Origin of the sequence: Catellatospora sichuanensis (assembly GCF_007483665.1) — a bacterium.
In the GTDB taxonomy this organism is placed as follows: domain Bacteria; phylum Actinomycetota; class Actinomycetes; order Mycobacteriales; family Micromonosporaceae; genus Catellatospora; species Catellatospora sichuanensis.
Genome location: NZ_VIQO01000024.1, coordinates 39,387 through 65,376, shown reverse-complemented (window position 1 = coordinate 65,376; position 25,990 = coordinate 39,387). Strand labels below are relative to the sequence as shown.

Genomic DNA, 25,990 nt, shown 5'->3' with positions numbered 1-25,990 from the left:
CTTCGGCGCAAGGAGGAGACCGTGTCGGACACCTCTCTCACCGCGGCGCGCCGGGCGCGCGAGCTGGCCGAGCTGACCGGCGAGGTGGTGGACGTGCTGGTGGTCGGGCTCGGCGTCACCGGCGCCGGGGTCGCGCTGGACGCGGCCACCCGCGGGCTGTCGGTCGCCGCCATCGACGCCCACGACCTCGCCTTCGGCACCTCCCGGTGGAGCTCCAAACTGGTCCACGGCGGGCTGCGTTACCTGGCCAAGGGGGAGATCGGGGTGGCGTACGAGAGTGCCGTGGAACGCGGCACGCTGATGGCCCGCACCGCCCCGCACCTGACCCGGGCGCTGGCGATGGTGCTGCCCGCCACGGCGTACACCGCGCCGCTGACCGTCGGGCTGGCCGGGGCCGGCCTGCGCGCCGGTGACCTGCTGCGCGCGGCGGCGGGCACCCGGCGCGCGATCCTGCCCGGCGTACGTTCGCTGTCCGCGGCCGAGGCGCGCGGCATGGTGCCCGCGCTCCGAACGGCCGGGCTGCGCGGGGCTCGGCTGTCCTGGGACGGCCAGCTGTGCGACGACGCCCGCCTGGTCACCGGGCTGGCCCGCGCCGCCGCCGGGGCGGGCGCGAAGGTGCTGACCCGCTGCCGCGCCACCGAACTGACCGGCGACGCGGCCGCCGTGATCGACACCCTCACCGGCACGCGGCACACCGTCCGAGCCCGCGCGGTGGTCAACGCGACCGGCGTGTGGGCCGGGCAGCTCGCCCCCGACATCACCCTGCGGCCGTCCCGCGGCACGCACCTCGTGCTGCCGTCGGCGCTGCTCGGCGGGCTGTGGGCGGGGCTGACCATCCCGGTGCCCGGCGAGCTGTCCCGCTTCGTGATCGTGCTGCCGCAGGCCGACGGCCTGGTGTACGTCGGGCTGACCGACGAACCCGTGGACGGCCCCGTGCCGGACGTGCCCGAGGTCCCCGAGTCGGATGTGGACTTCCTGCTCGACGTGCTCAACTCGGCGCTGGAGACGCCGGTGCGCCGGGCCGACGTGCTCGGCGCGTTCGCCGGGCTGCGGCCGCTGATGGCAGGCCCGCAGGCGCAGCGCGGGCGCACCGCCGACATCTCCCGGCGGCACGCCGTCGTACAGGGCCGCGACGGCGTGGTGACCGTCGTCGGCGGGAAGCTGACCACGTACCGGCGGATGGCGCAGGACACGGTGGACGTGCTGGCCGCGCGGCGGGGCGTGCGCGCCGGACCGTGCCGCACCCGCGACCTGCCGCTGCCCGGCGCGGCGGCGCGCGACCTGCTGGCCCGGGTGCCCGCGCCCGCCCGCCTGATCGCCCGCTACGGCACGGAGGCTTCGGCCGTGCTGGCCGAGGCCCCGGCGGAGCTCCACGGCCCGGTCGCGCCCGGCAGCCCGGTGACCGGCGCGGAACTGCTGTGGGCGGTGCGCCACGAGGGCGCGCTCACCGTCGGCGACCTGCTGGACCGGCGGACGCGGCTGGGGCTGGTGCCGCAGCACCGCGCCGCCGCGCTCCCCGCGGCCGAGCACCTCCTGAAGAACAACCCCTGAAGTGCAAGGAAGGGCACCTTCTTATCGCTATGCGTTGTAGAAGGTGCCCTTCCCATCCACCGTCCGGGTGGGCGGTGCGGTGAGCAGCGACGACGCGAACGGAGGCGGCATGAGCGGCGAAACGGGCCGGGAGCGGTCCTGGTGGGGCTGGGGGTGGGCGGACCAGGCGGTGGACGCCGACGGGTGCGCGAAACTGGCCCGGCGGGTCAGCCCGTTCCTGCCACTGGACGGCGCGCTGACGCCGGTGCCCCCGGTGCCGGAGCTGCCGCCGTCACGGCTGCGCCCGCCCGCGAGCGTCGCCGCGCTGTGCCGCGACGACGCGCGGACCCGGGCCGCGCACGCCTACGGGCGGGCGTACCGCGACGTGGTCCGGCTGCTGCACGGAGCGCTGGACAACCCACCGGACCTGGTCGCCTACCCACGCGACGAGCCGGACGTGATCGCGGTGCTGGACTGGGCCTCGGACGCCGCCGTGCCGGTGGTCCCGTTCGGCGGCGGCACCAGCGTCGTCGGCGGCGTCGAGTATCGCGGCGGCGGGCCGTGGCTGTCGCTGGACCTGACCGGCCTGTCCGGCGTGGTCGAGGTCGACGAGGTCAGCCGGGCCGCGCTGATCCGGGGCGGCACGTTCGGCCCCGACCTGGAGGACGCGCTGCGGCCGTACGGCCTCACCCTGCGGCACTTCCCGCAGAGTTTCGAGTTCTCCACCTTCGGCGGCTGGCTGGCCACCCGCGCGGGCGGGCACTACGCCACCGGGTACACGCACATCGACGACCTGGTCGAGTCGATGCGGGTGGTGACCCCGGCCGGGGTCGCGCAGTCGCTGCGGGTGCCTGCCTCGGGCGCGGGCCCGTCGCCGGACCGGCTCTGGCTGGGCTCGGAGGGCATCCTCGGCGTCATCACCGAGGGCTGGGCCCGGGTGCAGCAGCGCCCGTCGTTCCGCGCCGGGTCCGCACTGCGCTTCGACGGGTACGCCGACGCGGTGCGCGCCGTGCGGGCCGTCGCCCAGTCCGGGCTGCGTCCGGCGAACTGCCGCCTGCTCGACCCGCTCGAAGCCATGCTCGGCGCGGCGGCCGCCGACGGGTCCAGCCGGCTGCTGCTCGGCTTCGAGTCGGCCGACCACCCGGTCGACGCGCTGCTCGCGCGGGCCGTCGAGCTGTGCCGCGACCACGGCGGCATGGTAGAGGAGGCGGCGCAGGACACGACCGGGCGCTGGCGGGACACCTTCGTCGGCGCGCCCTACCTGCGCGACGGGCTGGCCCGGCTCGGCGTGGTGGTGGAGACGTTCGAGACCGCGTGCACGTGGGCCGCGTTCGAGACGCTGCACACCGCGGTGGTCGAGGCGGTCGCGTCGGCGGGCCTGTCCGAGACGGGCAGCCCGGCGCTGGTCACCTGCCGGTTCACGCACGTGTACCCGGACGGCCCGGCGCCCTACTTCACCGTGTACGCGGCCGGTGAGCGCGGCGCGCAGGTGCGGATCTGGGACGCGCTCAAGCAGGCGGCCGGTGACGCGATCGCCGCGCACGGCGGCACCGTCACCCATCACCACGCCGTCGGCCGCGACCATCTGCCCTGGTACACGCGGCAGCGGCCGGACCCGTTCGCACTCGCCCTGCGGGCCGCGAAGTCCGCCGTGGACCCGGCGGGCGTGCTCAACCCGGGGGTCCTGCTGCCCTGATCCGGGCAGTAAGAAGCCCGCTTCGGCGATCACGGGGGAAACCGTCGAAGCGGGCTTGCAAGCGAAGGTACCTCGTTTTCCCGGTTGACGCCATCCCCGTCTTCAGGAATTTCGGCGTACGCAACTGTCGGGCGCGGGTGGCACAATCCCGCGTCGTGAACGGGGAAACGGAACCGGGCTGGCTGCCCGCGGGCACGGGCTACCAGGTGGCGCTGCACGGCGGGCGGGTCGTGGCCCGCAACGCGTCGGGCGTACTGCTCAAGGGCCTGCCCGCCGCGTTGAAGGACGATCCGGTCGTGCTCGACCTGCGGCAGTTGCGCGAATGGCTGGCCCGCCACGAGGCGGAGTGCCTGGCCGAGGTGGAGCGCTGGATGGTGCGCGGGCTGCCGGTGGCCGCCCCGGTGCTGGCCCGGATCTGGGCCGACGAGGCCTGGCGGGCGGCCCTGCGCGATCTGATCGTCGCGCCCTACGGCGGGCACGGGCCGGACCTCGGGCGTGCCGGGTTCCTGCGCGACGTCGACGCGGCGCGCGGCGCGGGAGTGGTCGGCCTCGACGGCGAGTCGGCTTGGCTGGGCCCCGGCCCGTACGCCGTGCCGCACCCCGTACTGCTCGACGACGTCGACGAGCTGCGCGAGTTCGCGGCCGAGCTGGACGTCAGGCAGGGCGTGGCACAGCTGTTCCGGGAGGCGCACCGCCGTCCGGCGGGCCGTGGCGAGCAGGCCGCGCAGCTGCAGGGTTACACCGGGGCGCACTACGCGCAGCTGCGGCACGCGACCTCACGCGCGCTCGCGCTCGGCTACGCGGTGCGCGGCGGCGTCGCCCGCTGCCGGATCGCCGAACACGGCCGCGCGGTCGACGCCTGCGTCTGGCTCGGCGACGGCGACCCGGGCTACGAGACCTGGATCGGCCCGCTCCAGTTCGCCGACCCGTCCGGCCGGGGCGTGTCCGGTGACCAGGTCGGGCCCATCACCTGGTCGGAGGGCGTGCGCCTGGCCGCCGCCCTGCACGCCGGCCGCACGCGGACCAGCGAGTGAGGGAGCAGACCATGACGACGACGGCACCCGGCTCGTCCACGGCGGACGGCCTGCTCGACGCGGGCGCGGTGCTCGACGGCCCGGCGCCGGACGATCCGGCCGTCGCGGCGGTGACCGGGCGGGCGTACGCCCATCCGGCGCTGCCCGGCCGCACCGTGGTGCGACTGGTCAGCGAGCCGGTCGGCGCGGCCGAGGACCTGAGCATGGAGTTCCTCGGCTTCACCGCCGCCGGGGCGGTGCCGGTGGGGCACGGCCGGGTACGCGCGCTGGGCTTCCCCGCGTCTGCGCTGGTGCAGGACCCGGCCCACGGCCGCGAGGCGCTGGCCCTGGTCAAGGAGATGGAGAAGCTGGCCCGGCTGGCCCGGTCGAAGCCGGGCAACGCCCGCGACGGCTACCTCGCCGTGGCGAACCGCCTCGCCAGAACCGTCCCGCACTTCCTGCCGGGCTTCTGGGAGCAGGCCGGGCGGGCGTACATCGAGGCGGAGAACCTGCGCCGGGCCGCGGTCTGCTTCGGCGACGCGCGGCGCGCCGAGCAGACGTACGCGCTGCCCGTCGACGAGGCCCGGCTGCGTGACACGCACCTGGAGTTCGCGCTGGCGGGCGCGCTGACCGCGAAGTCGTTCCGCGACTACGCGCGCGATGCGCTCACCCGGGTACCGTCCGCGCAGGCGTACCCGCTGGTCCGCTCGGTCGCGGTGCGGCGGGTCGCGGGCGGGCTGCCGCCCGGCCCGGGACTGGCCGCCGACCTGCGGCGGCTGGCCAAAGCCGCGGGACTCGACGTGGCGGCCGAGGACGAATCCCTCGTCGCCGAACTGCTGATGCTGCCCGCGGTCGTACGCGCCGACGCGGGCTTCTGGACCGCCTATCGCAAGACGCTGCAGCGGCTGGCCCGCCGCGACCCGGCGGTGGCGGCACGGCTGCTGGAACTGCTGCCCGAGCCGCCGGGCTGGAAGGCCGACGTGTCCGAGGAGTGGCTCGACCTCATCCTCGACGCCGGCGTGCTGGACACGGCGGACGCCGACGTCGCCGCCTGGCTCGAACGCTTCGCCTGGTATCGGGCAAACCACCGCTGGGCCGTCGGCGCCGTCAGTCCGCGGCTGCTCGACCTGGTCACCAGGCTCGCGCCGCGGCTGCGGGCGGCGGGACGGCCGCTGCGGCTGCGCCCTACCGACGGCTCCGGCCCGGTCGACCTCAACCTCGTGGACGCCTGCCTCGCCCAAGGCGTGCCGGTGTCGATCGATCCGACACCCGAGGGGCTGCCGGTTACCCGCTGGGGCGACCTGGTCGGCGAGGGCCGCCGCGACCTGCGTGCGGTCGCCGCCGACCCGGACCTGCTGCCCGACCTCGTACGCGGCCTGTGGCGGCTGCTCGACCGGCACTCGCAGCTCGACCCGGAGGGCGCCGACGCCGCCAACCTGATCGCGACGCTGACCGCGGCGCCCGGCCTGCTCGTCGCGCTCCGGCAGGGCATCGAACGGCAGCGGCTGGACGGCAGCACGGTCGCCGGGCTGGAGGCGACCCTGCGCTCGCTGTACCCGCTGTGGTCGGCGGCCGGCGTCCGGCTCGCGGCCGGCGAGCTGCGCCGGGTCGCCGCGCTCGACGCCGCCGAGGTGCTGGCGGGCTCGCTGCGCGCGGGCCTGGTCGACGAGCTGGGCTGGCCCGCGTACGAGACGGCGGTCGCCGAGATCAAGCGGCTGGGCCTGTCTCCGAGCTGGCCGGCGCTGGCCGTGAGCGACGCCACCCGGGCGGTGACCGTCTCCCCCGACGGCACGTGCACGCAGCACGTGGTGCGCTCGCCCGCGAACAACTGGCACACCGAGGCCGCCTGCCACGAGCTCGGCGGACGGATGCTGGTGACCGGGAGTTCGCACTACGGCGACGGCTGGGCCTACTGGTCCGATCGTCCGGATCAGATGCTCAAGCTGCCGCACGACCCGTCGGCCCGAGCGGAGCGGACGGGGCACTCCGGACCGCCCATGCCCTACCTGCCGCTGCCCGGCGGAGGGGTCACCGGCGGCGACCGCCCCTGGCTGCCCGGCGAGCACACCCCACCGCCGCCCGGCCTGGTGAGCAGCGACGGTGTCACGTACTGGCGCTGCGAGCAGCAGCCCGAGGGGTGGCGCTGGCGGGAGTACGACCCGTTTACCGGTCGGCCCGGTCGGCACAGCATGCCCGCGTTCTTCACCGACGGCGTGCCGCACGAGTCCCGGCTGCTGCCCGAGTGGTCGTGGCTGCGTCCTGGCCCGGATGCGTTCGCCGGTTCTCCGCTGGGCGCCGCGGACGGTCTGCTCGGCTGGCGGGTGCACGTGCTGCCCGACGGCACCCAGCTCGGCACTTCGGTCGGCGGCCGCACCGTGCGGTGGCAGCCGACCGTGCCCGGCGAGGTGCTGGTGGGCGCGTTGCGGCTGCCCGGCGACGACCGTCTCCGCCCGGTCACCACCCGTGCCGACGACCGGTCTCGGGCCGCTGACCTCGCCGTCACCGTCTGGGCGCCCGACGGCGGCGGACCGCTGCAGGAATGCCTCGCCTCGCACAGCCGCCCACCGTTCCCGCACTGGCACGCGCTGCGGCCCCGCGACGCGGCGGCCTCGGCGGCCCTGCGCGCGGTGACCACGCCGCTCGCCGCCGCGCTGCTGGCCGACGCCCGGGGCGGCAGCGCCGCGACGGCCGACTCGATCGATCAGGCGATCGCCCGGCATCTGCCCGAGGTCACCGATCCGACGCTGCTGCGGGCACTGCGCGCCATCGTGCGCACCACGGTGCGGCTGGCGGCCAGGCTGGAGAAGTTGCGCGAGCTGCTCACCGCGAACGAGGCCGAGCAGGCCGCGGCGGGCCTGGCACGCAGCTCGTCCGGTGGGCCGCAGCCGGGACCGGACGGTGCGGTATTCGCCGGGCCGCGGGCGGGAGTGGAGGGCACCACGCCCGCTGCCCCGCCGGTCTCGGAGAAAGGTGCGCCGTCCGGCGAGCCGCCGCAGCCTGTCCTCGACGATGACCTGTCCCGTGCGCTGGCCGCCCTGGTCACGTGGCGGGGGCGGTACTTCTACGGCTCGAAGCACTCCCGCACCGCGGTGATGGGCCAACTCGCGGCGTTGACCCGGTTGTTCGCCGACCCGCCGGAGCAGGTGCCGCCGCCGGACGCCGAGTCGTCCTGGCCCTGGCTGCTGCGCGGGCTGGGTTCGGTGCTCATGGTCGCCGCCTCCCCGACCACCGCGCCGGAGTCGCGGCCGGTCCTGGCCAGGCTGCTGCGCGCGTTCGCGGCCTCGCCGTTCGCCGCGCCCGACCCGAGGATCCGCTTCGTCGAACTCGCGGTCTCCACCGCGCACAGCGCAGCCGAGGCGGGCGAGGGCGGGCGGCGCATCGTGTTCCTCTCCGGCGGTCACCGCCTGCACTCCGTCGGCCCGCGCTTCTCGCGGTACGCCGTGGACCGCTGCGCCGAGGCCGAGTTCGCGCCGATCGCGGGCATCGACGTGCACACCGCCATCCACCGGGGCGGCTGGGGCGACGCCGCCGCGCTCAACGCCGCGGCCGACCTGCTCGACGGCGAAGGTCCGGTGCCGTGGCGGGCGGACGGCCCGCGGCGGCTGGCCGAGCTGACCGGGCTGACCCGGGCCGAGGCGACGATGCTGCTGGCCGGGCTGCCGATCGGCGGCTGGAGCGAGCACAACCTCGACACCGCGCAGCGCAAGGCGATCGGCCTGTCCGCCGCCGAGGCGCGCCTGGCGGCGCAGCACTGGCACGGGATCGCGCGGCAGCACCGGATCGCGCTGCTCGACGCGGCCGTGCCGCCCGACCCGGCGGACCTGTGGCGGCACGGGCCGGACGTGGACGCGGTGGCGGCCCGGTGGATCACCCTGTTCGGACGGCGTACGCCGCTGCCCGAGGAGCTGCTGATCGAGGCGAAGCGGGTGGTCCCCGGCGGGATGGGGCAGGAGGTGCTGCGCATCATCGCCCAGCCGCAGCCCCGCACCTGGCTGTGCACCGACGGGGTGACCGACGCGGACTCGTGGGACCTGGAGACACACGCGAGCGGCGGCGACGCGTTCGACGAGGGCTGGCTGAAGGCGGCCGCGGCGGCGCTGGCCTGGCTGGCCTACCGGCTGCCCGCGGGCGACCCGCTGCGCGTCGCGCTGCCGCGTGCGCTGGACCTGGTCCGGCAGCGGCTGGACAACCCGAAGCTGGCCGTGGGCACCACGATCCGGCGCCTCGGCCTGGTGCCCGACGGACTGCCCGGAGTGTGGTGCAGCGCCGAGAACGGCGGTCACGGCACGTACCACCTGCTGCCCGCCGCGATCACGACCCCGGACGACCCGGCGCTGGCGCTCGGCGAGCCCGGTGTCGCGGACGCCCTGCGGCTGCTGCGCGACCCGTCCCTGGCCGCGGCACTCGCCGAAGCGGACGCGCTGCCCGCGGGGGCCTGGCCGCAGGACCCCCGGCACAGCGCGCCCGACCTTGTTGCGGCCGTGACCGCCGCACACGGGCTGGCGCCGGAGGCCGCCGCGTACTACCTGCAGCTGCTGGCGCTGCCCGACCCGAGCGACGCCAACGTGGCCCGCTGGCTGGGCGTCACCACGGCGCGACTGAAGCCGTCGCGGACGGCGCTGATCGCGGCCGGCCTGGTCGTCGGGGCGCGACGCGAACGGGCCGGACGCGCGGTGTTCCTGCCGGGCGGATGGCTGAACCTCAAGGCCCCGGCGCTGCCCGTCGAATCGTGGAAGGCCCCGCTGCTGGGCCTGCGTGCCGACACCGCACCGCCGCTGGGCACGGCCCTGCTCGGCCGCCCGGTCGCCGACCTGTTCCGCGCCGCGTGGACGCGGATCGAGGCGGGTGAGCGCCCCGCATGATCACTTGTTTCGGGTCGGAAAGTGCGGTCGGGCCGCAAGTTCCGACCCGAAACGGGGACCATCGACGCCGCTGAGCGGCTACGGCAGCGCGCCGTGCGGCGGAATCGCAGGTGGACGGGATGCGGGTCCCATACGCTGGCGTCGGACGGACGACGGGTGGTGGGCCGTGGCGGCGGTGGGGGCGGTCTCGCGGGCGCTGGCCGAGCTGCACGCGCGGCTGGCGACCGTGGACGAGGGCGCGGTCGCCGACTACATCCCGCAGCTGGCGCTCGCCGACCCGGCCACGTTCGGCCTGGCGCTGGCCAGCATGGACGGTCACCGGTACGCCGCAGGCGACGCGCTGGTCCCGTTCACCATCCAGTCGGTCTCGAAGCCGTTCGTGTACGCCCTCGCGCTGGCCGGACTCGGCCTGGACGCGGTCACGGCACGTGTCGGCGCGGAGCCCAGCGGGGAGGGCTTCAACGCGATCAGCCTGGAGCCGGGCACCGGCCGGCCGGCCAACCCGATGATCAACGCGGGCGCGATCGTCACCACGTCGCTGATCCCCGCCAGCGGCCCGGCGGAACGCTTCGACCGCATCCTGACCTGCTTGTCCGCGTTCGCAGGCCGCCCCCTGGACGTCGACGAGGCCGTGTACGCCTCGGAGTCGCGGACCGGTGACCGCAACCGGGCGCTGGCCTACCTGATGCGTGGCGCCGGTTCGCTGACCGAGGACGTCGAGGAGGTGGTGGACGTCTACTTCCGGCAGTGCGCGGTGCGGGTGACCACCGCCGACCTGGCGGTGATGGCGGCGACGCTGGCCAACGGCGGGGTGAACCCGGTGACCGGCGAGCCGGTGGTGCCGGAGCTGACGGCCGAGCGGGTGCTGGCGGTGATGGCGACGTCCGGCATGTACGACGCGGCCGGCGACTGGCTGCTGCGGGTGGGCCTGCCGGCCAAGGGCGGCGTGTCCGGTGCGCTGATCGCGTGCAGCCCGGCCCGGTTCGGCATCGCCGCGTACAGCCCGCCGCTGGACGCGGTCGGCAACCCCGTGCGCGGCGTGCTGGCGCTGCGCGAACTGTCCGAACGCTACGCCCTGCACCTGATGCACCACCCCGGTACGGCTCCGGTGACCGCCGCCTGGGACATGCACGGTGAGGCCGTGGCGCTGGTGATCGCCCAGGGCCCGCTGGAGTTCACCGCGACCGAGCGGCTGCTGTCCATGCTGGCGGAAGCGGTCGCGCCGCTGCCCGCGGCCGGCGGCGTGGTGCTGGACCTCGACCGGGTGTCCCGCGTCGACCGCGCCTCGGCGGCGATGGCACGCGAGGAGCTGACCGCGCTCCGGCGGCGCGGGCTCACCGTCGCCGCCGTGGGCGAGGCCGGGGCGGCCGTGCTCGACGACCCCGACCACGTGTTCGCCACCCGCGAGCGGGCCCTGGCCTGGTGCGAGCAGCAGGTCGGCGCGTCCGAACCGCCGGACGGGCAGCAGCAGACCGGCGCGTCACCTCCCGACAACCGGCACTGGTAGCGGGCCGGAGTGCCCGAAGCCCGGCACCGGTGGCAGGCCGGGTGTCAGAAGCGCCAGAAGAGCGGGACCACCAGCACGGCGACGACGCCGAACCAGGCCAGCATCACCGAGCCGAGCGGCCAGTAGTCGCCGAAGCGGTAGCCACCGGGACCGAGCACCATCATGTTCGCGGGGGTGGCCACCGGGGTCAGGAACGCCGCGGCGGCGGCCACCGTCACGCACATGATCACGGGCCGCACCGAGACGCCGAGCTCCGCGGCGGCCGACACCGCGATCGGGATGACGATCAGCGCCGTCGCGGTGTTGCTGACCAGCTGCCCGAGCACCGAGGTGAGCAGGAACAACCCGAACAGCAGGGCGTACGGGCCGCCGTCGCCGACCGCCGTGACGAGCCCGTGCGCGACCAGTTCGGCCGCGCCGGAGCGCTGGATGGCGACCGACAGCGGGATCATCGCGCCGATGATGACGATGGTCGTCCACGAGACGGCCCGGTAGGCCTGCGCCACGGTGACCACCCGCAGCACGATCATCGCCCCCGCGGCCAGCATGCCGGCCACCGCCGCCGGGACGATGCCGGTGGCCAGCAGCAGCACCATCGCGGCGAGCACGGCGACGGCCCGGTAGGCACCGGGGCCCAGCGGCACGGCCTGGCGGCGCACCAGCGCGGGCGAGTCCACCACGAGCACGTCGGGGTCGGCGTCGACGTTGCGCTCCAGCGCGGCCCAGTCGCCCTGGACCAGCAGCGTGTCCCCGGCGGCCAGCTCCGTCCGGCCGGGACCCTGGTGGTGGCCCCTGCGCTGCACGGCGAGCACGACCAGGTCGCCGCTGTCGGTGACCATGCCCGGGAACGCGGTCGCGCCGACCAGGCCGGAGCGCGGGCCGACCACCACCTCGGCGACGCCGAACTCCCGGTTGAGCAGCGCGCCCACCACATGCTCGGCGGCCGCGCCGGGCAGGATCTCCAGTCCGTGCTCGGCCGCGAACCGGCCGGCGGTGTCCCCGTCGCCGCTGAGCACCAGTACGTCGCCCGGTCCCGCCGGACCGGCCGAGCGCGGCACGCCGTCGGCGGTCTGCACCCCGAGCAGCACCAGCCCCGGATAGCGGACCGGATCCGGCGGCAACGGGGCAGCGCGCCCACCGTGGCCCGGGGCACCCGGCCCGACCGGCCCGGTTTCGGCCGTGCCCACCGGCACCGGCGGCGGGACCAGCAGGCGGTGGGCGTCCTGGTCGAGGCGATACTGCTTGGCCAGGGTGCGGGCGTGGCGGCTGAGGTCGCGCGGCATCGTCTCGGCGGTGCGCCGGGGCAGCAGCCGGTGCCCGGCCAGCACCGCGATGGCGATCACACCGACCACCAGCGGCACCCCGGCCAGCGCGAACTCGAAGTATCCGAAGTCGCGCCCGCTCGCCTCCTGGGCCGCCTCCGACGCGATCACGTTGATCGGCGTACCGGTCAGCGCCAGCATCGACCCGGCGTGGGCGCCGAAGGCCAGCGGCATGGCCAGCTCCGACGGCGCATGTCCGGTGCGCACGGCGAGGATGACCACCATCGGCAGCAGCGCCGCCACCGCCCCGTTGACGGTGATCAGCGCGGTGAGGCCCGCGACCAGCAGCATCACCAGCACCAGCAGCCGGGTGCGACCGGTGCCCGCGTGCGCCATGAGGGTCTGCCCGGCCCAGGTCGTGACGCCGGTGGCATCGAGGCCCTCGCTGACCACGAACAGGCTCGCCACGAAGATCACCACGGGGTCGCCGAACCCGGCGAAGATCTCCGCCGGCCCGAGCAGCCCGGTGAAGTAGAGGCTCAGCGCCGCGCCGAGCGCCACCACCTCGACGGGCAGCCGGTTCCAGGCGAACAGGACGACCACCGCGCCGAGGATCGCGAACGCGACCGCCGCCTGGCTCACCGGCGGACTACCCCAGCTCGACCGGCGCGCCCGGACCGAGCGGGATGCCCAGCAGGTACCAGACCACGAAGAACAGCGTCCAGGCCACCGCGATGATCAGCATGTACGGGATCATCAGCGAGATCACCGTGCCGACGCCGGCCTCCTTCTTGTACTTCTGCGCCAGCAGCACGATGAACGGCAGGTACACCATGAGCGGGGTGACCACGTTCATCGGCGAGTCGGCCACCCGGTAGGCGGCCAGCACGGTCTGCGGCGCCACGCCCAGGCGCAGGAACAGCGGGACGAAGATGGGCGCGAAGATGGCCCACTTCGGGATGACGCCCGGGATGATGATGTCCAGCAGCAGCACCACCAGGATGAAGCCGATGAGCAGCCACAGCGGCCCGATGTTGGCGCGTTCCAGCCCGTCGGCCATCTTCACCGCGGCGACGGTGGCCATGTTGGTGTAGTTGAAGTACGCGATGAACTGGGCGATCACCAGCAGCATGAAGATCAGACCGCCGAGCCCGGCGAACGTCTTCGTGATCGCGTCCATCGCCGCGGCGCTGCCCTTGAGCGTGCCCGCGCCCGCGCCATAGCACAGGCCGCAGACCAGGAAGACCAGCATGATGATGAAGATCAGGCTGTCCATCAGCGGCGAGTTCTCGACCAGGCTGCCGGTGACCTGGTTGCGCAGGATGCCCCACGGTTTGGGCGGAACGGACAGCAGCAGCAGCACGGCCAGCACGGCGAGCAGGCCCCAGAAGGCGTAGCGCAGCCCGCGGGCCTGCGCGGCCGGGGCCGCGTCGCCCTCCACCGGTGCGGCCTCCGGCACGTCGGTGGCCTCGTGCGACACCGCTCCGGTGTACTTGCCCAGCCGCGGCTCGATGACCTTCTCGGTGATGAAGGTGATCAGGAAGGCCAGGAAGATGGTCGAGCCGATGGCGAAGAACATGTTCGCGGTGAGGCTGATCTTCCTGGCCGGGTCGGCCAGCGCGACCGCCTCGTTGGTGATCTCGGTGATGATGCCGTCGACCGGCGTGATGAGCACGTTCACCATGAACGTGCCGCCCACCGCGCCGAACGCGGCGGCGAGCCCGGCCAGCGGATGCCGTCCGACGCTCATGAAGGCGACCGCGCCGAGCGGGATCAGCACCAGGTATCCGGCGTCGGAGGCGATCGACGACAGGATGCCGACGAGCACGATGATGAAGGTCAGCGACCACGGCGGGGCGGTCGAGACCAGCTTGCGGATCAGCGCGCCGATGAGCCCGGCCCGCTCGGCCAGGCCCACGCCGATCATGGCGACCAGGATGACGCCGACCACGCCGAAGTTGGTGAAGTTGGTGACCGCCGAGGTGAAGATGAACCGGATGCCGTCCGCGGTGAGCAGGCTCTTGATCGCGGTGGTCTCGGTGTGGGTCTTGACCTCGGGGTGGTAGAACTCCTCGGGCGGGATCTCCAGCGAGGGTTGCTGGGTGCCGCCGGGATAGGTCTCCTGCGCCACCACCGGCGCGGGCGCGGCCGTCTCGTAGGTGACCTGCACACCGATCGCGGCGAAGACCGCCGAAAGCACGATGATCAGGCCGATCAGGATCAGGAAGATCATCACCGGGTGCGGCACCTTGTTGCCGACCTTCTCCACCCCGTCCAGCATCCGCTGGGTGAACGGGCGCTTCCCGGCCGGCGCCGTCGCTGCTGCTGCACTCATGCGCACTCCTTGGCGGACAGTGGGGCCGGCTGCGGGCGTTGGAAGGCCAGCGCCAGGTCCAGCAGCAGGCGCGCCCCGAAGCCGGTGCAGCCCTGCGGGTACCAGGTGCGCGGCTTGTCGTTCTGCGCGGTGCCGGCGATGTCGATGTGCGCCCACGGGGTGCCGGTGACGAACTGCTCCAGGAACAGCGCGGCGTGGATCGCTGCCGCGTTCGCGCCGCCCATGTTCTTGATGTCGGCGACGTCGGAGTCCATCTCGCCGCGGTAGCGGTGTGCCATCGGCAGCTGCCAGACCTGCTCGTCGACCCGCGCGGCCGCGGCCCGCACCTGGTCCACCAGGCCCTGGTCGTTGCCGAACACCCCGGCGATCTGCGCGCCGAGCGCCCGCAGGCAGGCCCCGGTCAGCGTGGCGATGTCCACGATCGCGTCCACCGGCTCCTCGGTGGCCAGCACCAGCGCGTCGGCCATCACCAGGCGGCCCTCGGCGTCGGCGTTGACCACCTCGACCGTGGTCCCGCCGCGCATCGTGAGCACGTCGCCGAGCTTGACCGCGGTGCCCGAGGGCATGTTGTCGGTGCACATCAGGTAGCCGGTGACCGCCACGGGGCAGTCCAGCTCGCGCAGCAGCATCATCGCGGCGAGGATCGCGGCCGCGCCGGACATGTCGTTCTTCATGGTCGCGTGGACCGCGTCGGCGGGCTTGAGGCTGATGCCGCCGGAGTCGTACATGATGCCCTTGCCCACCAGCGTCAACCGGGGCACGTCGGGGTCGCCCTCCGGACGGTAGCGCAGCTTGATCATGCGCGGCTCGTCGGCGCTGCCCGCGTTCACCCCGAGCAGCCCACCGCAGCCCAGTTCGGTGAGCGCATCCCGGTCGTACACCTCGACGGTCAGCCCGCTGTCCGCGCCGAGCTGCGCGGCGACCCCGCCCAGCCGCTCCGCGGTGAGCAGACTCGGCGGCGAGTTGGCCAGGTCGCGGGCCAGCGCGGCGGCCCTGGCGTACGCGAGCCCGCGGCCCACCCCGCGCCGCACCGCCTGCACGTCGTCCGGCGCGGCCACCACGGTCAGCGCGTCGACCGGCGGCGCGGGTTCCTTCTTGAGCACCTCGAAGCGATACCGGGCGAGCAGCATGCCCTCGACCGCGGCCTGTCCGGCCGTCTCGGGCGGCACGCCCGTCACCCCGTCCAGCGCGAGCACCAGCCGTCCGGCGGTGCCGACCGCGCGGGCGTACGCGGCGGCCGCGTCCCGCAGCCGGTCGCCGTCGAGTTCCGCTGGGTCGCCGACGCCGACCGCGACCAGCGCCGGCCCGCCCGGCTGCGGCAATGCCAGTGTCTGCCCGAGCTTGCCGGTGAACTCGGCCTCGGCCAGGTCGCCCCGGTCCACGCCCAGCGCCTCGGGCACCGGGCCCGAGGCGGCCACCAGCACGCCCATCGGCGCGTTGCCCACATCAAGGTCCCCGGCCGCGACCACGGCCACCTCGGGCACCCGCGTCCAGGAGGGGACGGGGTCGAAACCTGTCGCCGTCGCTGTCATTCCACCGCTCCTTCTTGCCGACGGCACCCCACCGATTCGTGCAGCCCTGAAGCACAGCATCGCGGCTCTTCGGTGAATTTGCGGACGTTTTGCGAGGATTGGTCCGCCGGCCCGGCCACCGGCGAAAATGGAGGCGTGACCCGCTACGGCACGCAGTACGGCCCGGACTTCACGTTCCTCGGGGTGCCTCGCTGCGACTGGGCCGACCCGGAGACGTACGCCGACGCCGACGTGGTGATCCTGGGCGCGCCGTTCGACGGCGGCACCTCGCACCGCCCCGGCACCCGCTTCGGTCCCGGCGCCATCCGCGGCACCGACTACCTGCCGCACGACGGCTCCCGGCCGCACCTGGCGCTGCGGGTCGACCCGCTCGGCCCCGACCTGGCCGTACGCGACGCGGGCGACCTCGAGCTCTACAGCGGCGAGGTGCAACGCAGCTGCCGGAGCATCGAGGACGCGGTCGCGTTCCTCGCCGAGCACGGCGTGATCCCGCTGATCCTGGGCGGCGACCACACCGTGACCTGGCCGGACGTCACCGGCCTGGCCCGACATCATGGCTACGGCCGGGTCTCGGTGATCCACTTCGACGCGCACGCCGACACCGGGGACATCACGTTCGGCTCGCTCTACGGCCACGGCCAGCCGATGCGCCGGCTGATCGAGTCCGGCGCAGTGCGCGGGGACCGCTTCCTGCAGCTCGGACTGCGCGGATACTGGCCCGAGCCGCCGACCCTGGACTGGATGGCCGACCAGGGCATGCGCTCGTACCACATGAGCGAGATCGGGGCCCGGGGCCTGGACGCGGTGCTCGACGAGGCGTTCGCGATCGCCCTGGACGGCTGCGACGCGGTCTTCCTGTCCGTCGACATCGACGTCTGCGACCCGGCGCACGCTCCCGGCACCGGCACACCCGAGCCGGGCGGTCTCACCGCCCGGCAGCTGCTCGACGCGGTGTCGCGCATCTGCCGCACGCTGCCCGTGGCGGGCATGGACGTGGTCGAGGTCTCCCCGCCGTACGACCACGCCGAGATCACCGCGATGCTCGGCAACCGGGTCGTCCTGGAGGCACTGTCCGGCCTGGCCCGCCGCCGCCGCGACACCAGCGACGGCACCACCTGGGATCCCACCACCCCACTCCTGGACGGCCGAGGCTCCACCACCTCCGACTGACCGCCCACCCGCCGCATGATCGCTCGACTTGCCCGGCACCTGTGCGTATCTTGACCGTCCTTTCGCCCACCTGCCTGGCAAGTCGGACGATCACGGGACCGGCACGCCCACTTCGCGGCAAGTCGGGCGATCATGCAACCGGCATGCCCGCCGCCGGGCAAGTCCGGCGATCATGCGACGGGTGGGCGGCCGGGGGCGGTATGGTCGGCGGCGATGGACGCCGAGGACTGGAACCGCCGCTACGCCGCCGCCGACCTGGTATGGAGCGCCGAACCCAACCGCTTCGTGGCGGCCGCGCTCGACGGGCTGCCGCCGGGCCGGGCGCTGGATCTCGCGTCGGGCGAGGGGCGCAACGCGCTGTGGCTGGCCGGCAAGGGCTGGCGGGTGACCGCGATCGACTACGCGCAGATCGCGGTCGACAAGGGACGCGAGCGGGCCCGGCAGGACCGGCTCGACGTGGACTGGACGGTCGGCGACGTGCTGGCGTACCTGCCGCCAGCGGAGGGTTTCGACCTGGTCCTGATCGCCTACCTGCACCTGCCGCCGGGCCAGATGGCACAGGTGTGGGCGCTGGCCACACGGGCGGTCGCGCCCGGCGGCACGCTGTTCGCGATCGGCCACGACCGGACCAACCCCACCCACGGCACCGGCGGACCGCAGGACCCGGACCTGCTCTGGGTGCCCGAGGAGCTGACCCGGACCCTGGTCGCGGACGGCCTCACCGTGGACCGGGCCGAGCGGGTGCAGCGCGAGGTCGCCACCGACGAGGGCCCCCGCCAGGCCGTCGACACCCTGCTGCAGGCCCACGCCCCGGTGCCCGACCTACCCTGACCCGCAGCGCTCGTTGGAACGACATCAGACGTATGAGGCCAGGTCATCATACGTCTTAGTTGGACGACCCGACTTTGTGCCACATTCATCGACACTCATTGCAGTCCTGTTGCGACGGTGTGAAACTGCCAACACGCGCGCAGGGAGCCACGCCGCGCGACACGGCGCCAAGGGCCCCGGTTCTCCGGGAGGTGCCGCGCACCGCCGCAACAGTCTGTCCGGGCTGTCCATTCCTTCCTGCGCTCGAACGCGCCGCCCGCCCGGTGGCCGCGTCCCCGCGCAGGCCCCGCACCGGTCCTGAGGCAAACGGACCGGTCCGGCCTGGCTCAAGGAGTACCCAGTGAGGATTCCGATCAGATCCGCCGCGCGCCGCCTCACGGCGATGCTCGGCGCGAGCGCGCTGGCCACCATGGGGCTCGTCGCCGTGGCCACGCCCGCGCAGGCCGCCGTGTCCTGCCAGGTGACCTATACCAAGGCCTGGGACAACGGCAGCGGCTTCGGCGCGAACATCAACATCACCAACACCGGCGACCCGCTGACCAGCTGGTCGCTCACCTGGACCTGGCCCGGCAACCAGGGCGGCATCCAGGGCTGGTCGGCCAACTACGCCCAGTCCGGCCAGAACGTCACCGCGACGAGCCTGTCCTACAACGGCAGCCTGGCCACCGGCGCGTCGACCGGCATCGGGTTCAACGCCTCCTACAGCGGCACGAACACCAACCCGACCAACTTCGCGATCAACGGCACCGCCTGCAACGGCGGGGGCGGCGGCGGCAACACCGCGCCGACGGTCAGCCTGAACAGCCCCACCAGCGGGCAGTCCTTCTCCGCCGGGGCGAGCGTCCCGCTCGCCGCGACCGCCAGTGACAACAGCGGCGTGGCCCGGGTCGAGTTCCGCGTCGACGGCAACCTGGTCGGCACCGACACCAGCTCGCCGTACAGCTTCACCGCGACCGGGCTGGCGTCCGGCAGCCACAGCGCCACCGCCACCGCGGTCGACAACGGCAGCCCCGCGCTGTCCACCACGTCGGCTGCGGTCCCGTTCACCATCGGCGGCGGGGGCACCACCCCGGTGCTGAGCGCGAGCAGCACCTCGATCTCGGTACCCGAGGGCGGCTCCACCACGGTGACCTACCGCCTGTCCGCGGCGCCGTCGAGCAACGTGGCGGTGACGCTGGCCAAGTCCGGTGACACCAACGTCACCATCTCGACGACCAGCCTCACCCTGACCCCGTCGAACTGGAGCACCGGCGTCGCGGTCACCGTGTCGGCGTCGGAGGACAGCGACACCACCGCCGGCACCGCCACCATCGCTGCCACCTCGTCGGCGGGCAACGTGACGGTCACCGCCACCGAGGCCGACAACGACGGCGGCACCCCCGGCGGACCGCGGGCCGACAACCCGTACTCGGGTGCAGGTGTCTACGTGAACCCGCAGTGGCGTGCCGCGGCGATGGCCGAGACCGGCGGCAGCCGGATCGCGAACCAGCCCACCGGTGTCTGGTTCGACCGCATCAGCGCGCTGACCGGCAACGGCAGCCCGACCACGGGCACCATGGGCCTGGCCGACCACCTCGACCAGGCGGTCATCCAGGACGCGGCCAACGGCTCCGCGCCGATGGTGATCCAGATCGTCGTCTACAACCTGCCCGGCCGTGACTGTGCCGCGCTGGCGTCCAACGGCGAGCTGGGCCCGACCGAGCTGCCGCGGTACAAGTCCGAGTACATCGACCCGATGGCGGCGATCCTGGCCCGCCCGGCGTACGCGAACCTGCGCATCGTGGCGATCATCGAGATCGACTCGCTGCCGAACCTGGTGACCAACGTCGGCGGCCGGGCGACCGCGACCGCGATGTGCGACACCATGCTCGCCAACCGCGGTTACGTCGACGGTGTCGGTTACGCGCTGAGCAAGCTCGGCGCGGTCCCGAACGTCTACAACTACATCGACGCGGCGCACCACGGCTGGGTCGGCTGGGACGACAACTTCGGGGCGACCGCGAACATGATGTTCACGGCTGCGACCGCGTCCGGCAGCACCGCTGCCAACGTGCACGGCTTCATCACCAACACCGCGAACACCTCGGCGCTGACCGAGCCGTACGTGGGCTCGATCACCGAGCAGCTGCGCCAGACCACCTGGATCGACTGGAACCGGTACAACGACGAGCTGACGTTCGCGCAGGCGTTCCGCTCGCGGCTCGTCCAGTCCGGCTTCCCGTCGAACATCGGCATGCTGATCGACACCTCCCGCAACGGCTGGGGCAACTGCGTCCGTACGCCGTGCCAGCCGACGCAGGCCACCCGGCCCACGGCGGCGAGCACGTCGACCGACCCGAACACGTTCGTGAACCAGTCGCGCATCGACCGCCGCATCCACAAGGGCAACTGGTGCAACCAGGCAGGCGCCGGCCTCGGCGAGCGCCCGCGTGCCGCGCCCGCGACGGGCATCGACGCGTACGTCTGGATCAAGCCGCCGGGCGAGTCCGACGGCTCCAGCAGCCTGATCCCGAACGACGAGGGCAAGGGCTTCGACCGGATGTGCGACCCGACCTACGGCGGCAACGCCCGTAACGGCAACAGCATGTCCGGCGCGCTGCCCAACGCCCCCGTGTCGGGGCACTGGTTCTCCGCTCAGTTCCAGCAGCTGATGGCGAACGCGTACCCGCCGTTGAGCTGACCGCTACCGAGTGACGGTCCCGCATCCGCGTGGGTGCTCAGGATCGGGGCCGTCCTCGCGCCGGCCGGGCATCGCCTTCGCGGCTGCCCGGTCGGCGGGAACCCCGCCGGCCGGGCGCACCGGCACGGCGGGGCTGTAGGGAGTGCCGCTGGGGCGGAAACTTGGGCCCCGCCGGCAGCGGCACGGCCGCCGGCGTCGTGAGAGCGACGCCGGCGGTCCGCTGCCGAACAGGGCGTACGCCGCGTTGAGGACTTGACGAATCTTTTTCTGCGAAGCGGTGTTTAATCGCATGCCCGATCGGGTACCGCCCCCGCTATGGCATGGCAACAGGTGCCCTCATGGCTCGTGCCCCGCGAAGGCATGTCCGCCGCACCACCGCTCCCGGCCGCGTGACGCATGTCCGAACCTGCACCACGCGAACACGTCGGCTTCCCGTACCGCGGGGTCGCCGAGTACGTCAGCGGCACCCTGGCCTTCATCCACACCGCCCTCGACGCCGGAAACCCGGTGCTGGTCGCCGTGCCCAGCGCGAAGTTGGAGATCCTGCGCGACTGCCTCGGCTCGTTCGCCGAGCGGGTGCGCTTCACCGACCTCACCGTCGCCGGCCGCAACCCCGGCCGCATCCTGCCCGGCGTGCTGCTGGCCTTCGCCGACGAGTTCCCCGGCCGCCGCACGGCGATCGTCGCCGAGCCGCTGTGGCCGGGCCGCAGCGCGCTGGAGTATCCGGCGTGCGTCGCGCACGAGGCGCTGGTCAACCTCGCGTTTGCGGGCCGCGACGTGGCGCTGCTGTGCCCGTGCGACGCGGCCAATCTGGACCCGCACATGGTCTCCGACGTCCACCGCACGCACCCCGAGCTGCTGCTGCGCGGCGAGCGCCGGCCGAGCCCCGCGTACGGCGATCCGCGCCAGACCGCGGCCTCGTTCCATCCGCCGCTGCCCGCGCCCCCGCCCCACGCGGCGACGATGCGCTACGACGCCGTGCACGACCTGGCCGGGCTGCGCACCTTCGTGACCGGCCACGCGGCCACCGCCGGGCTGAAGCCGGAGCGGCGCGACACGCTTGCCGACGTCGTGTCGGAGCTGGCCGGCGGCACGCTCGCGCACACCGGCGGACCCGGCGCGGTGAGCGTGTGGCCGGAACGCGACCTGGTGGTGTGCCAGCTGCGTGACTCCGGCCAGTTCTCCGACCCGCTGGCCGGGCAGGTCCCGCCCTCCGTGCAGCGCGGCGCGGGTGCGCTGTTGGCCGCCCACCTGCACTGCGACCTGGTACGCGTGCACGCCCGCCCCGGCACGACCACCATCCGCCTGCACATGGCCGTGCACGACTGACCCGACGGCTGCCGCACCGATCGGGCAGCGCGGTGGTGTGCTCTTCAGGCCGAGTCGCGGACGATGAGTTCGGTGGGCAGGACGGTGGCGTGCTCCCCCGGCGGTTCGCCCGCGGCGGCCGCGAGCAGGCCCCGCACTGCCGTCGCGCCCATCAGCTCGACGGGCTGGCGCACCGTGGTCAGCGCCGGGCGCACCTGCGCGGCCAGCGCGTGGTCGTCGAACCCGACCACGGCCACGTCGTCGGGGATGCGCCGGCCGGCCTGGCGCAGGTAGCGCACCGCGCCCGCGGCCATCACGTCGGATGCGGCGAACACCGCGTCGAGCTGCGGACGCTGGTCGAGCAGCCGCTGCATGGCGTGCGCCGCGGAGGCCTGGCTCCAGTCGCCGTACGCCACGGGCAGGTCGGTGAGCCCGGACGCCTGGATCGCGTCCCGGTAACCGGCCAGCCGGTCGGCACCGGGGCCGGTGTCCGGCGGCGCGGCGATGTGGCCGATCGACCGGTACCCCTTGCCGAGCAGGTGTTCCACCGCCGCGCGGGCGCCGCCGCGGTTGTCTGCGTCCACATAGGGCAGCTGGTACGGATGCAGCGGCCGGCCGACCACGGTGATCGGCAGCCCGAGCGCGGCCAGCGAGCCGGACAGCGGCAGCGGGCCGTGATCCGACACGATGATCACTCCGGCCACGTTGCCGGCCCGCAGGTAGCGCCCGACGGTCTCGGCCAGCGTGCCGGACACGTTGGTCACCAGCAGCGGCAGGTCGTAGCGGGCCAGCTCGGTCTCCACCGCGCCGAGGAAGCGGGCGAAGAACGGCTCGGTGTAGACCAGCCGGTGCCCGGCGTGCACCACCGCGGCGACGGCCCGCGCACCGGCGGACGTGCGCCCCCATGCCGCGCGCCGCCTGCGGTAGCCGAGCCGGCTCGCCGCGTCGCAGACTCGCTGGTACGCCTCGGCGCTGACCTGGCTGGAGTTGTTGAGCACGCGCGAGGCGGTCGCGATGGAGACACCGGCCGCGCGGGCGACCTCGGCCAGCGTGGCCGGGGACGCCGCCCCGGCGGGTCCCGGGTGCGGCGTGGAAGCGCTCCCGTACGTCATTGGTGCACCATAGCCCGCTGTTCCGGGACGGCGGTAGGGTTCGCGTACGCCATCGTCCGCAGTGGCCGGACGGCACCGGCTCACCCCGCGTAGACCAGGTCCATCGTGTCGGTGTGGCCCGGCCAGCTCAGCTCCAGCCGCCAGCAGCCCGCCTGCGGCAGGTCGATGATGGACGGACCCGGCCCGGGTGTGACCTCGCGGAGCACCGGCTCGCCCGTGCCGTCCCGCCGCGCCTTGATGGTCAGCGTGCCCGGCTCGCTCACCTCCCGCGACACCCAAAGGATCTTGTTGCTCGCGCCGTCCTTGCGGTCGACCGTCAGCGGGTGCCCGAACAGCACCGCGGCGATGTCGCCCCGCACGCCGATCACATGCATGGCGATCGCGTCCCCGCTGAACCCCGCGTCCGCCCAGTCCGGCAGCCGCCCGGTTTCGATCTTGGTCGCGGCACACCCCGGCGCGAGGGACACGGCCGCCGCCGACGGGCTCGGCGCGGCGGACGGCGGATCCTGCCCCGTGCAGCCGGCGGCGAGCGCGGCACAGGCGGCCAGGACGACGGCGGCGGGATGCCTCAGCAGTGCGGTCATGAAATTCTCCCGGATACGGGGGGGCGGTCATCCGGGACGAGTCGTGACACCCTTGCCCGGTTCCGCCGGACAGCGACCTGGGCCACGGCACCTTGACCTCAAGCCTGGTTGAACTGGCAGGCTGTGCCGATGCGTGTGACGAATCGCCTGGTCCCGGCCGCCTATCGGGACGTGTTGCAGGTGCCGGGGTTCCGCCGCCTGCTGTCCGGCGAGGCTGTCTCGTACCTCGGCGACGGCCTGAGCGTGGTCGCGATCTCACTGCTGGCCATCCGCATCGCCGCCCCGGACCACGCCGCCCTCGTCGTCGGCGCGGCCGTCGCCGCGTACACGCTGCCCGCCGCGCTCGGCGCGCTCGCGCTGGCCCCGTGGCTGCGCCGCCTCGACGCCCGCACCCTGGTCACCGCCAACGCGCTGCTGCGGGCCGGCGGCCTGGGCGCGGCGGCCGTGCTGCACCTGCTCGGGCTGCTCTCCCCCGCCGGATACGTCGCCCTGCTCGCGGTCTCGTCGCTGCTCGTCGCGTGGGGGTCGGCCGGCACCTACACCCTGGTCAGCAGGCTCGTACCGGCCGAGCACCGGCTGCCCGCCAACACGCTGCTGGGCACCAGCCAGACCACCGCCATCATCGTCGGGCCGCCGCTGGCCGGGCTGCTGGTCGCGACCACCGGCCCGGGTGTGGCACTGGCCGTCGATGCGCTGACCTACCTCGTGCTGGCCGCACAGCTGCGGCGCATCCCCGCCGCGGCCGCGCCGGCCGAGCCCGAGGCGAACCGCACGACCAGCGGCTTCCGCCTGCTGGCCCGGCGACCCGAGCTGCTGGGCCTGCTCGCGCTCACCGCGATCTTCTTCTTCCTGTACGGCCCCGTCGAGGTCGCGCTGCCGCTGTTCGTGGTCGACACGCTCGACCGATCCGCGGGCTTCCTGGGCGTCTACTGGGCCGTCTTCGGCGTCGGCGCGCTGCTCGGCGGCCTGCTCGCGGGCGCGCTGCGGCGGGTGACGCCGTGGCCGTTCACCATCGTGGTCATCGCGGGCTGGGGCGCCGCACTGCTGCCGTTCGGCTTCACCACCTCGACCTGGATCACCCTGGTCGGGCTGGCCGCCGGCGGTGTGATCTACGGGCCGTTCCCCGCTTTCAACATCACGCTGTTCCAGTCCGCGGCCGGCCCCGCCGACCTGCCCGCGGTGCTCGCCGCCCGGGGTTCCATCACGGTGGCGGCGGCCCCGATCGGGGCCGCGTTCGGCGGGCCGCTGGTCGCCTGGCTCGGACCGGGCGGCACGCTGCTGGCCTCGGGCGCGGCGACGGTGGCGCTGGCCGTGGTCGCGGCCACCGTGCGGCTGGCGAGCACGGCGCGGCGGCGGCCGGTGCCGGCCGCCGCTCCCACCGGCTGAACCGGCCGCGGCTGGGCCGAGCGCCGGTCGCAGGAGTTTTCCGGAACAGCTCGTGCGGTGCGCGGCGACGGCTCAGAGTCGAATCATGGAGAACCAAGCCTGGCTGCAGATGCAGCAAGCATTACGTGATATCGACTTTCCGGCTGATAAGCACGCAATCTTCTCACACGTCATCGAATACACCAGCGACGGTGACGTGCTCAAACTGGCGCGGACGCTGCCGCCCGAGGTCTACCGGAACATGTCCGAGGTGCGCAGCTCGGTCCGGCTCGACCCGTCGGTCGAGGAGGGCACCACGGCCACCCAGCGGGCCGCGCAGGCGCGTTCGCACAACAAGAAGGTCGCCTCCTACCTGCGCGAGGTCCCGAACACCGAGCTCAGCTGAACGTCCGCGGTCACGCGGCGCAGCCGGGGCGGGCGGACCCGCCCCGGCAGGCGGGCCGGGCGGCGGCTCGATACCGTGGTCTGCCGTGCCACCACCTACGCAACGCCTCTTCATCGCGGTCTACCCGCCCGCCCCGGCGATCACCGACCTGGCCGGGCTGGTGTCGCGGCTCGCCTTCACCAGGCCGCACCCCGAGGGCCTGTCGCTGCGGCCGGTGCCGCCGGAGCAGTGGCACGTCACCGTCGCCTTCCTGGGCGAACTCGACCCCGCGCAGGTCGGCGCGACGACCGCGGCACTGAGCGACGCCGCGGGCGCCACCGCGTGTGCCCCGCGCCTGCGCCTGGCCGGCGGCGGGCGCTTCGAGAACGGGCGGGCGGCGGCGATCTGGGCCGGGCTGCACGGCGACCTCGACGGGCTGCACGAGCTCGCCGACCGGCTGCGCGCCGCGCTGACCGCCGCGCGTATTCCCTTCGACCCGCGCCCCTACCAGCCGCACCTGACCCTGGCCCGGCCCGGCGACCGGCTCGGCCCCGACGAGCTCTGCGAGATCATGGAACAGCTCGACGCGTACGCCGGACCGGTCTGGCCCGCGCCCGCCCTGGTGCTCATGCGCAGCGACCACCCGGTGAGCAACCACTACACCGAGGTGTTCCGCGCACCCCTGCCCGGTTGACCCGAAAACCCAGGCCGCTACTTGATCAGCTCCCAGGGGCTGTGTGCCACGGCCACGCCGTCGTCGGCGCTGCGCGCCGAGACGCGCAGTGACGACAGACCGCGGCACGGCCGGCCGATCGGGA

Annotated in this window: 17 protein-coding genes; 12 read left to right on the top strand and 5 right to left on the bottom strand. The window is 74.1% G+C overall.

Translation table 11 applies throughout. The annotated features are described in order from the left end of the window. Positions 1-21 precede the first annotated feature (21 nt). The 5 genes from FLL47_RS29845 to glsA all read left to right on the top strand — a co-directional run bounded on the left by FLL47_RS29845 (position 22) and on the right by glsA (position 10,608). Entirely contained in the window at positions 22-1,551 is a 1,530-nt protein-coding gene (locus FLL47_RS29845) for a glycerol-3-phosphate dehydrogenase/oxidase (RefSeq protein ID WP_222106268.1), read from the top strand. A 109-nt stretch (positions 1,552-1,660) separates the two neighbouring features. After that, positions 1,661-3,226 (top strand): FAD-binding oxidoreductase, encoded by a 1,566-nt coding sequence (locus FLL47_RS29840; RefSeq protein WP_144124900.1) that lies wholly within the window; start codon positions 1,661-1,663, stop codon positions 3,224-3,226. A 155-nt stretch (positions 3,227-3,381) separates the two neighbouring features. Continuing rightward, entirely contained in the window at positions 3,382-4,260 is an 879-nt protein-coding gene (locus tag FLL47_RS29835; protein ID WP_144124898.1) for a DUF4132 domain-containing protein, read from the top strand. 11 nt (positions 4,261-4,271) lie between these two features. Further along, a complete protein-coding gene (locus FLL47_RS29830) occupies positions 4,272-9,101 on the top strand; it encodes a hypothetical protein (RefSeq protein WP_144124895.1) in 4,830 nt (1,609 codons plus the stop codon). Positions 9,102-9,267: 166 nt separating this feature from the next. Next, the gene (glsA, locus tag FLL47_RS29825) at positions 9,268-10,608 is read left to right on the top strand and encodes a glutaminase A (protein WP_144124893.1); all 1,341 of its coding nucleotides are present in this window, start codon (positions 9,268-9,270) and stop codon (positions 10,606-10,608) included. Between the two features lie 44 nt (positions 10,609-10,652). On the opposite strand, the gene FLL47_RS29820 is transcribed toward glsA, so the two are convergent. From FLL47_RS29820 to FLL47_RS29810, 3 genes are read right to left on the bottom strand one after another with little or no spacing between them, the layout of a single operon-like run. After that, a complete protein-coding gene (locus tag FLL47_RS29820) occupies positions 10,653-12,512 on the bottom strand; it encodes an SLC13 family permease (protein WP_144124890.1) in 1,860 nt (619 codons plus the stop codon). A gap of 7 nt (positions 12,513-12,519) precedes the next feature. Beyond that, entirely contained in the window at positions 12,520-14,205 is a 1,686-nt protein-coding gene (locus FLL47_RS29815; protein ID WP_144124887.1) for an AbgT family transporter, read from the bottom strand. Beyond that, positions 14,202-15,737: a leucyl aminopeptidase gene (locus FLL47_RS29810; protein WP_144124884.1), complete on the bottom strand. Its 1,536-nt coding sequence runs from the start codon at positions 15,735-15,737 to the stop codon at positions 14,202-14,204. The genes FLL47_RS29815 and FLL47_RS29810 overlap by 4 nt, the downstream gene beginning before the upstream one ends. A gap of 135 nt (positions 15,738-15,872) precedes the next feature. Here FLL47_RS29810 and speB point away from each other — a divergent pair, with 135 nt between their 5' ends. The 4 genes from speB (at position 15,873) to FLL47_RS29785 (ending at position 21,747) form a co-directional block, all read left to right on the top strand. Continuing rightward, positions 15,873-16,907 (top strand): agmatinase, encoded by a 1,035-nt coding sequence (speB, locus tag FLL47_RS29805; protein WP_144124881.1) that lies wholly within the window; start codon positions 15,873-15,875, stop codon positions 16,905-16,907. 213 nt (positions 16,908-17,120) lie between these two features. Further along, complete coding sequence (locus tag FLL47_RS29800) at positions 17,121-17,738, top strand: class I SAM-dependent methyltransferase (RefSeq protein ID WP_144124878.1); 618 nt, start codon at positions 17,121-17,123, stop codon at positions 17,736-17,738. Positions 17,739-18,078: 340 nt separating this feature from the next. Beyond that, positions 18,079-20,418, top strand: a complete 2,340-nt coding sequence (locus FLL47_RS43180; RefSeq protein WP_246158830.1) for a glycoside hydrolase family 6 protein — start codon at positions 18,079-18,081, stop codon at positions 20,416-20,418. Between the two features lie 396 nt (positions 20,419-20,814). Next, complete coding sequence (locus FLL47_RS29785; protein ID WP_144124875.1) at positions 20,815-21,747, top strand: MEDS domain-containing protein; 933 nt, start codon at positions 20,815-20,817, stop codon at positions 21,745-21,747. A 44-nt stretch (positions 21,748-21,791) separates the two neighbouring features. Here the strand turns inward: FLL47_RS29785 and FLL47_RS29780 are convergent, their stop codons facing one another. Next, entirely contained in the window at positions 21,792-22,838 is a 1,047-nt protein-coding gene (locus FLL47_RS29780; RefSeq protein WP_144124872.1) for a LacI family DNA-binding transcriptional regulator, read from the bottom strand. An 80-nt stretch (positions 22,839-22,918) separates the two neighbouring features. After that, entirely contained in the window at positions 22,919-23,422 is a 504-nt protein-coding gene (locus tag FLL47_RS29775; RefSeq protein WP_144124869.1) for a hypothetical protein, read from the bottom strand. Positions 23,423-23,551: 129 nt separating this feature from the next. On the opposite strand from FLL47_RS29775, the gene FLL47_RS29770 reads away from it, so the two are divergent. The 3 genes from FLL47_RS29770 (at position 23,552) to thpR (ending at position 25,866) form a co-directional block, all read left to right on the top strand. After that, a complete protein-coding gene (locus FLL47_RS29770; RefSeq protein WP_144124866.1) occupies positions 23,552-24,808 on the top strand; it encodes an MFS transporter in 1,257 nt (418 codons plus the stop codon). Between the two features lie 85 nt (positions 24,809-24,893). Continuing rightward, complete coding sequence (locus FLL47_RS43175; RefSeq protein ID WP_186315984.1) at positions 24,894-25,193, top strand: DUF2795 domain-containing protein; 300 nt, start codon at positions 24,894-24,896, stop codon at positions 25,191-25,193. An 85-nt stretch (positions 25,194-25,278) separates the two neighbouring features. Continuing rightward, positions 25,279-25,866, top strand: a complete 588-nt coding sequence (thpR, locus tag FLL47_RS43170; protein ID WP_186315983.1) for an RNA 2',3'-cyclic phosphodiesterase — start codon at positions 25,279-25,281, stop codon at positions 25,864-25,866. Positions 25,867-25,990: the final 124 nt, after the last annotated feature.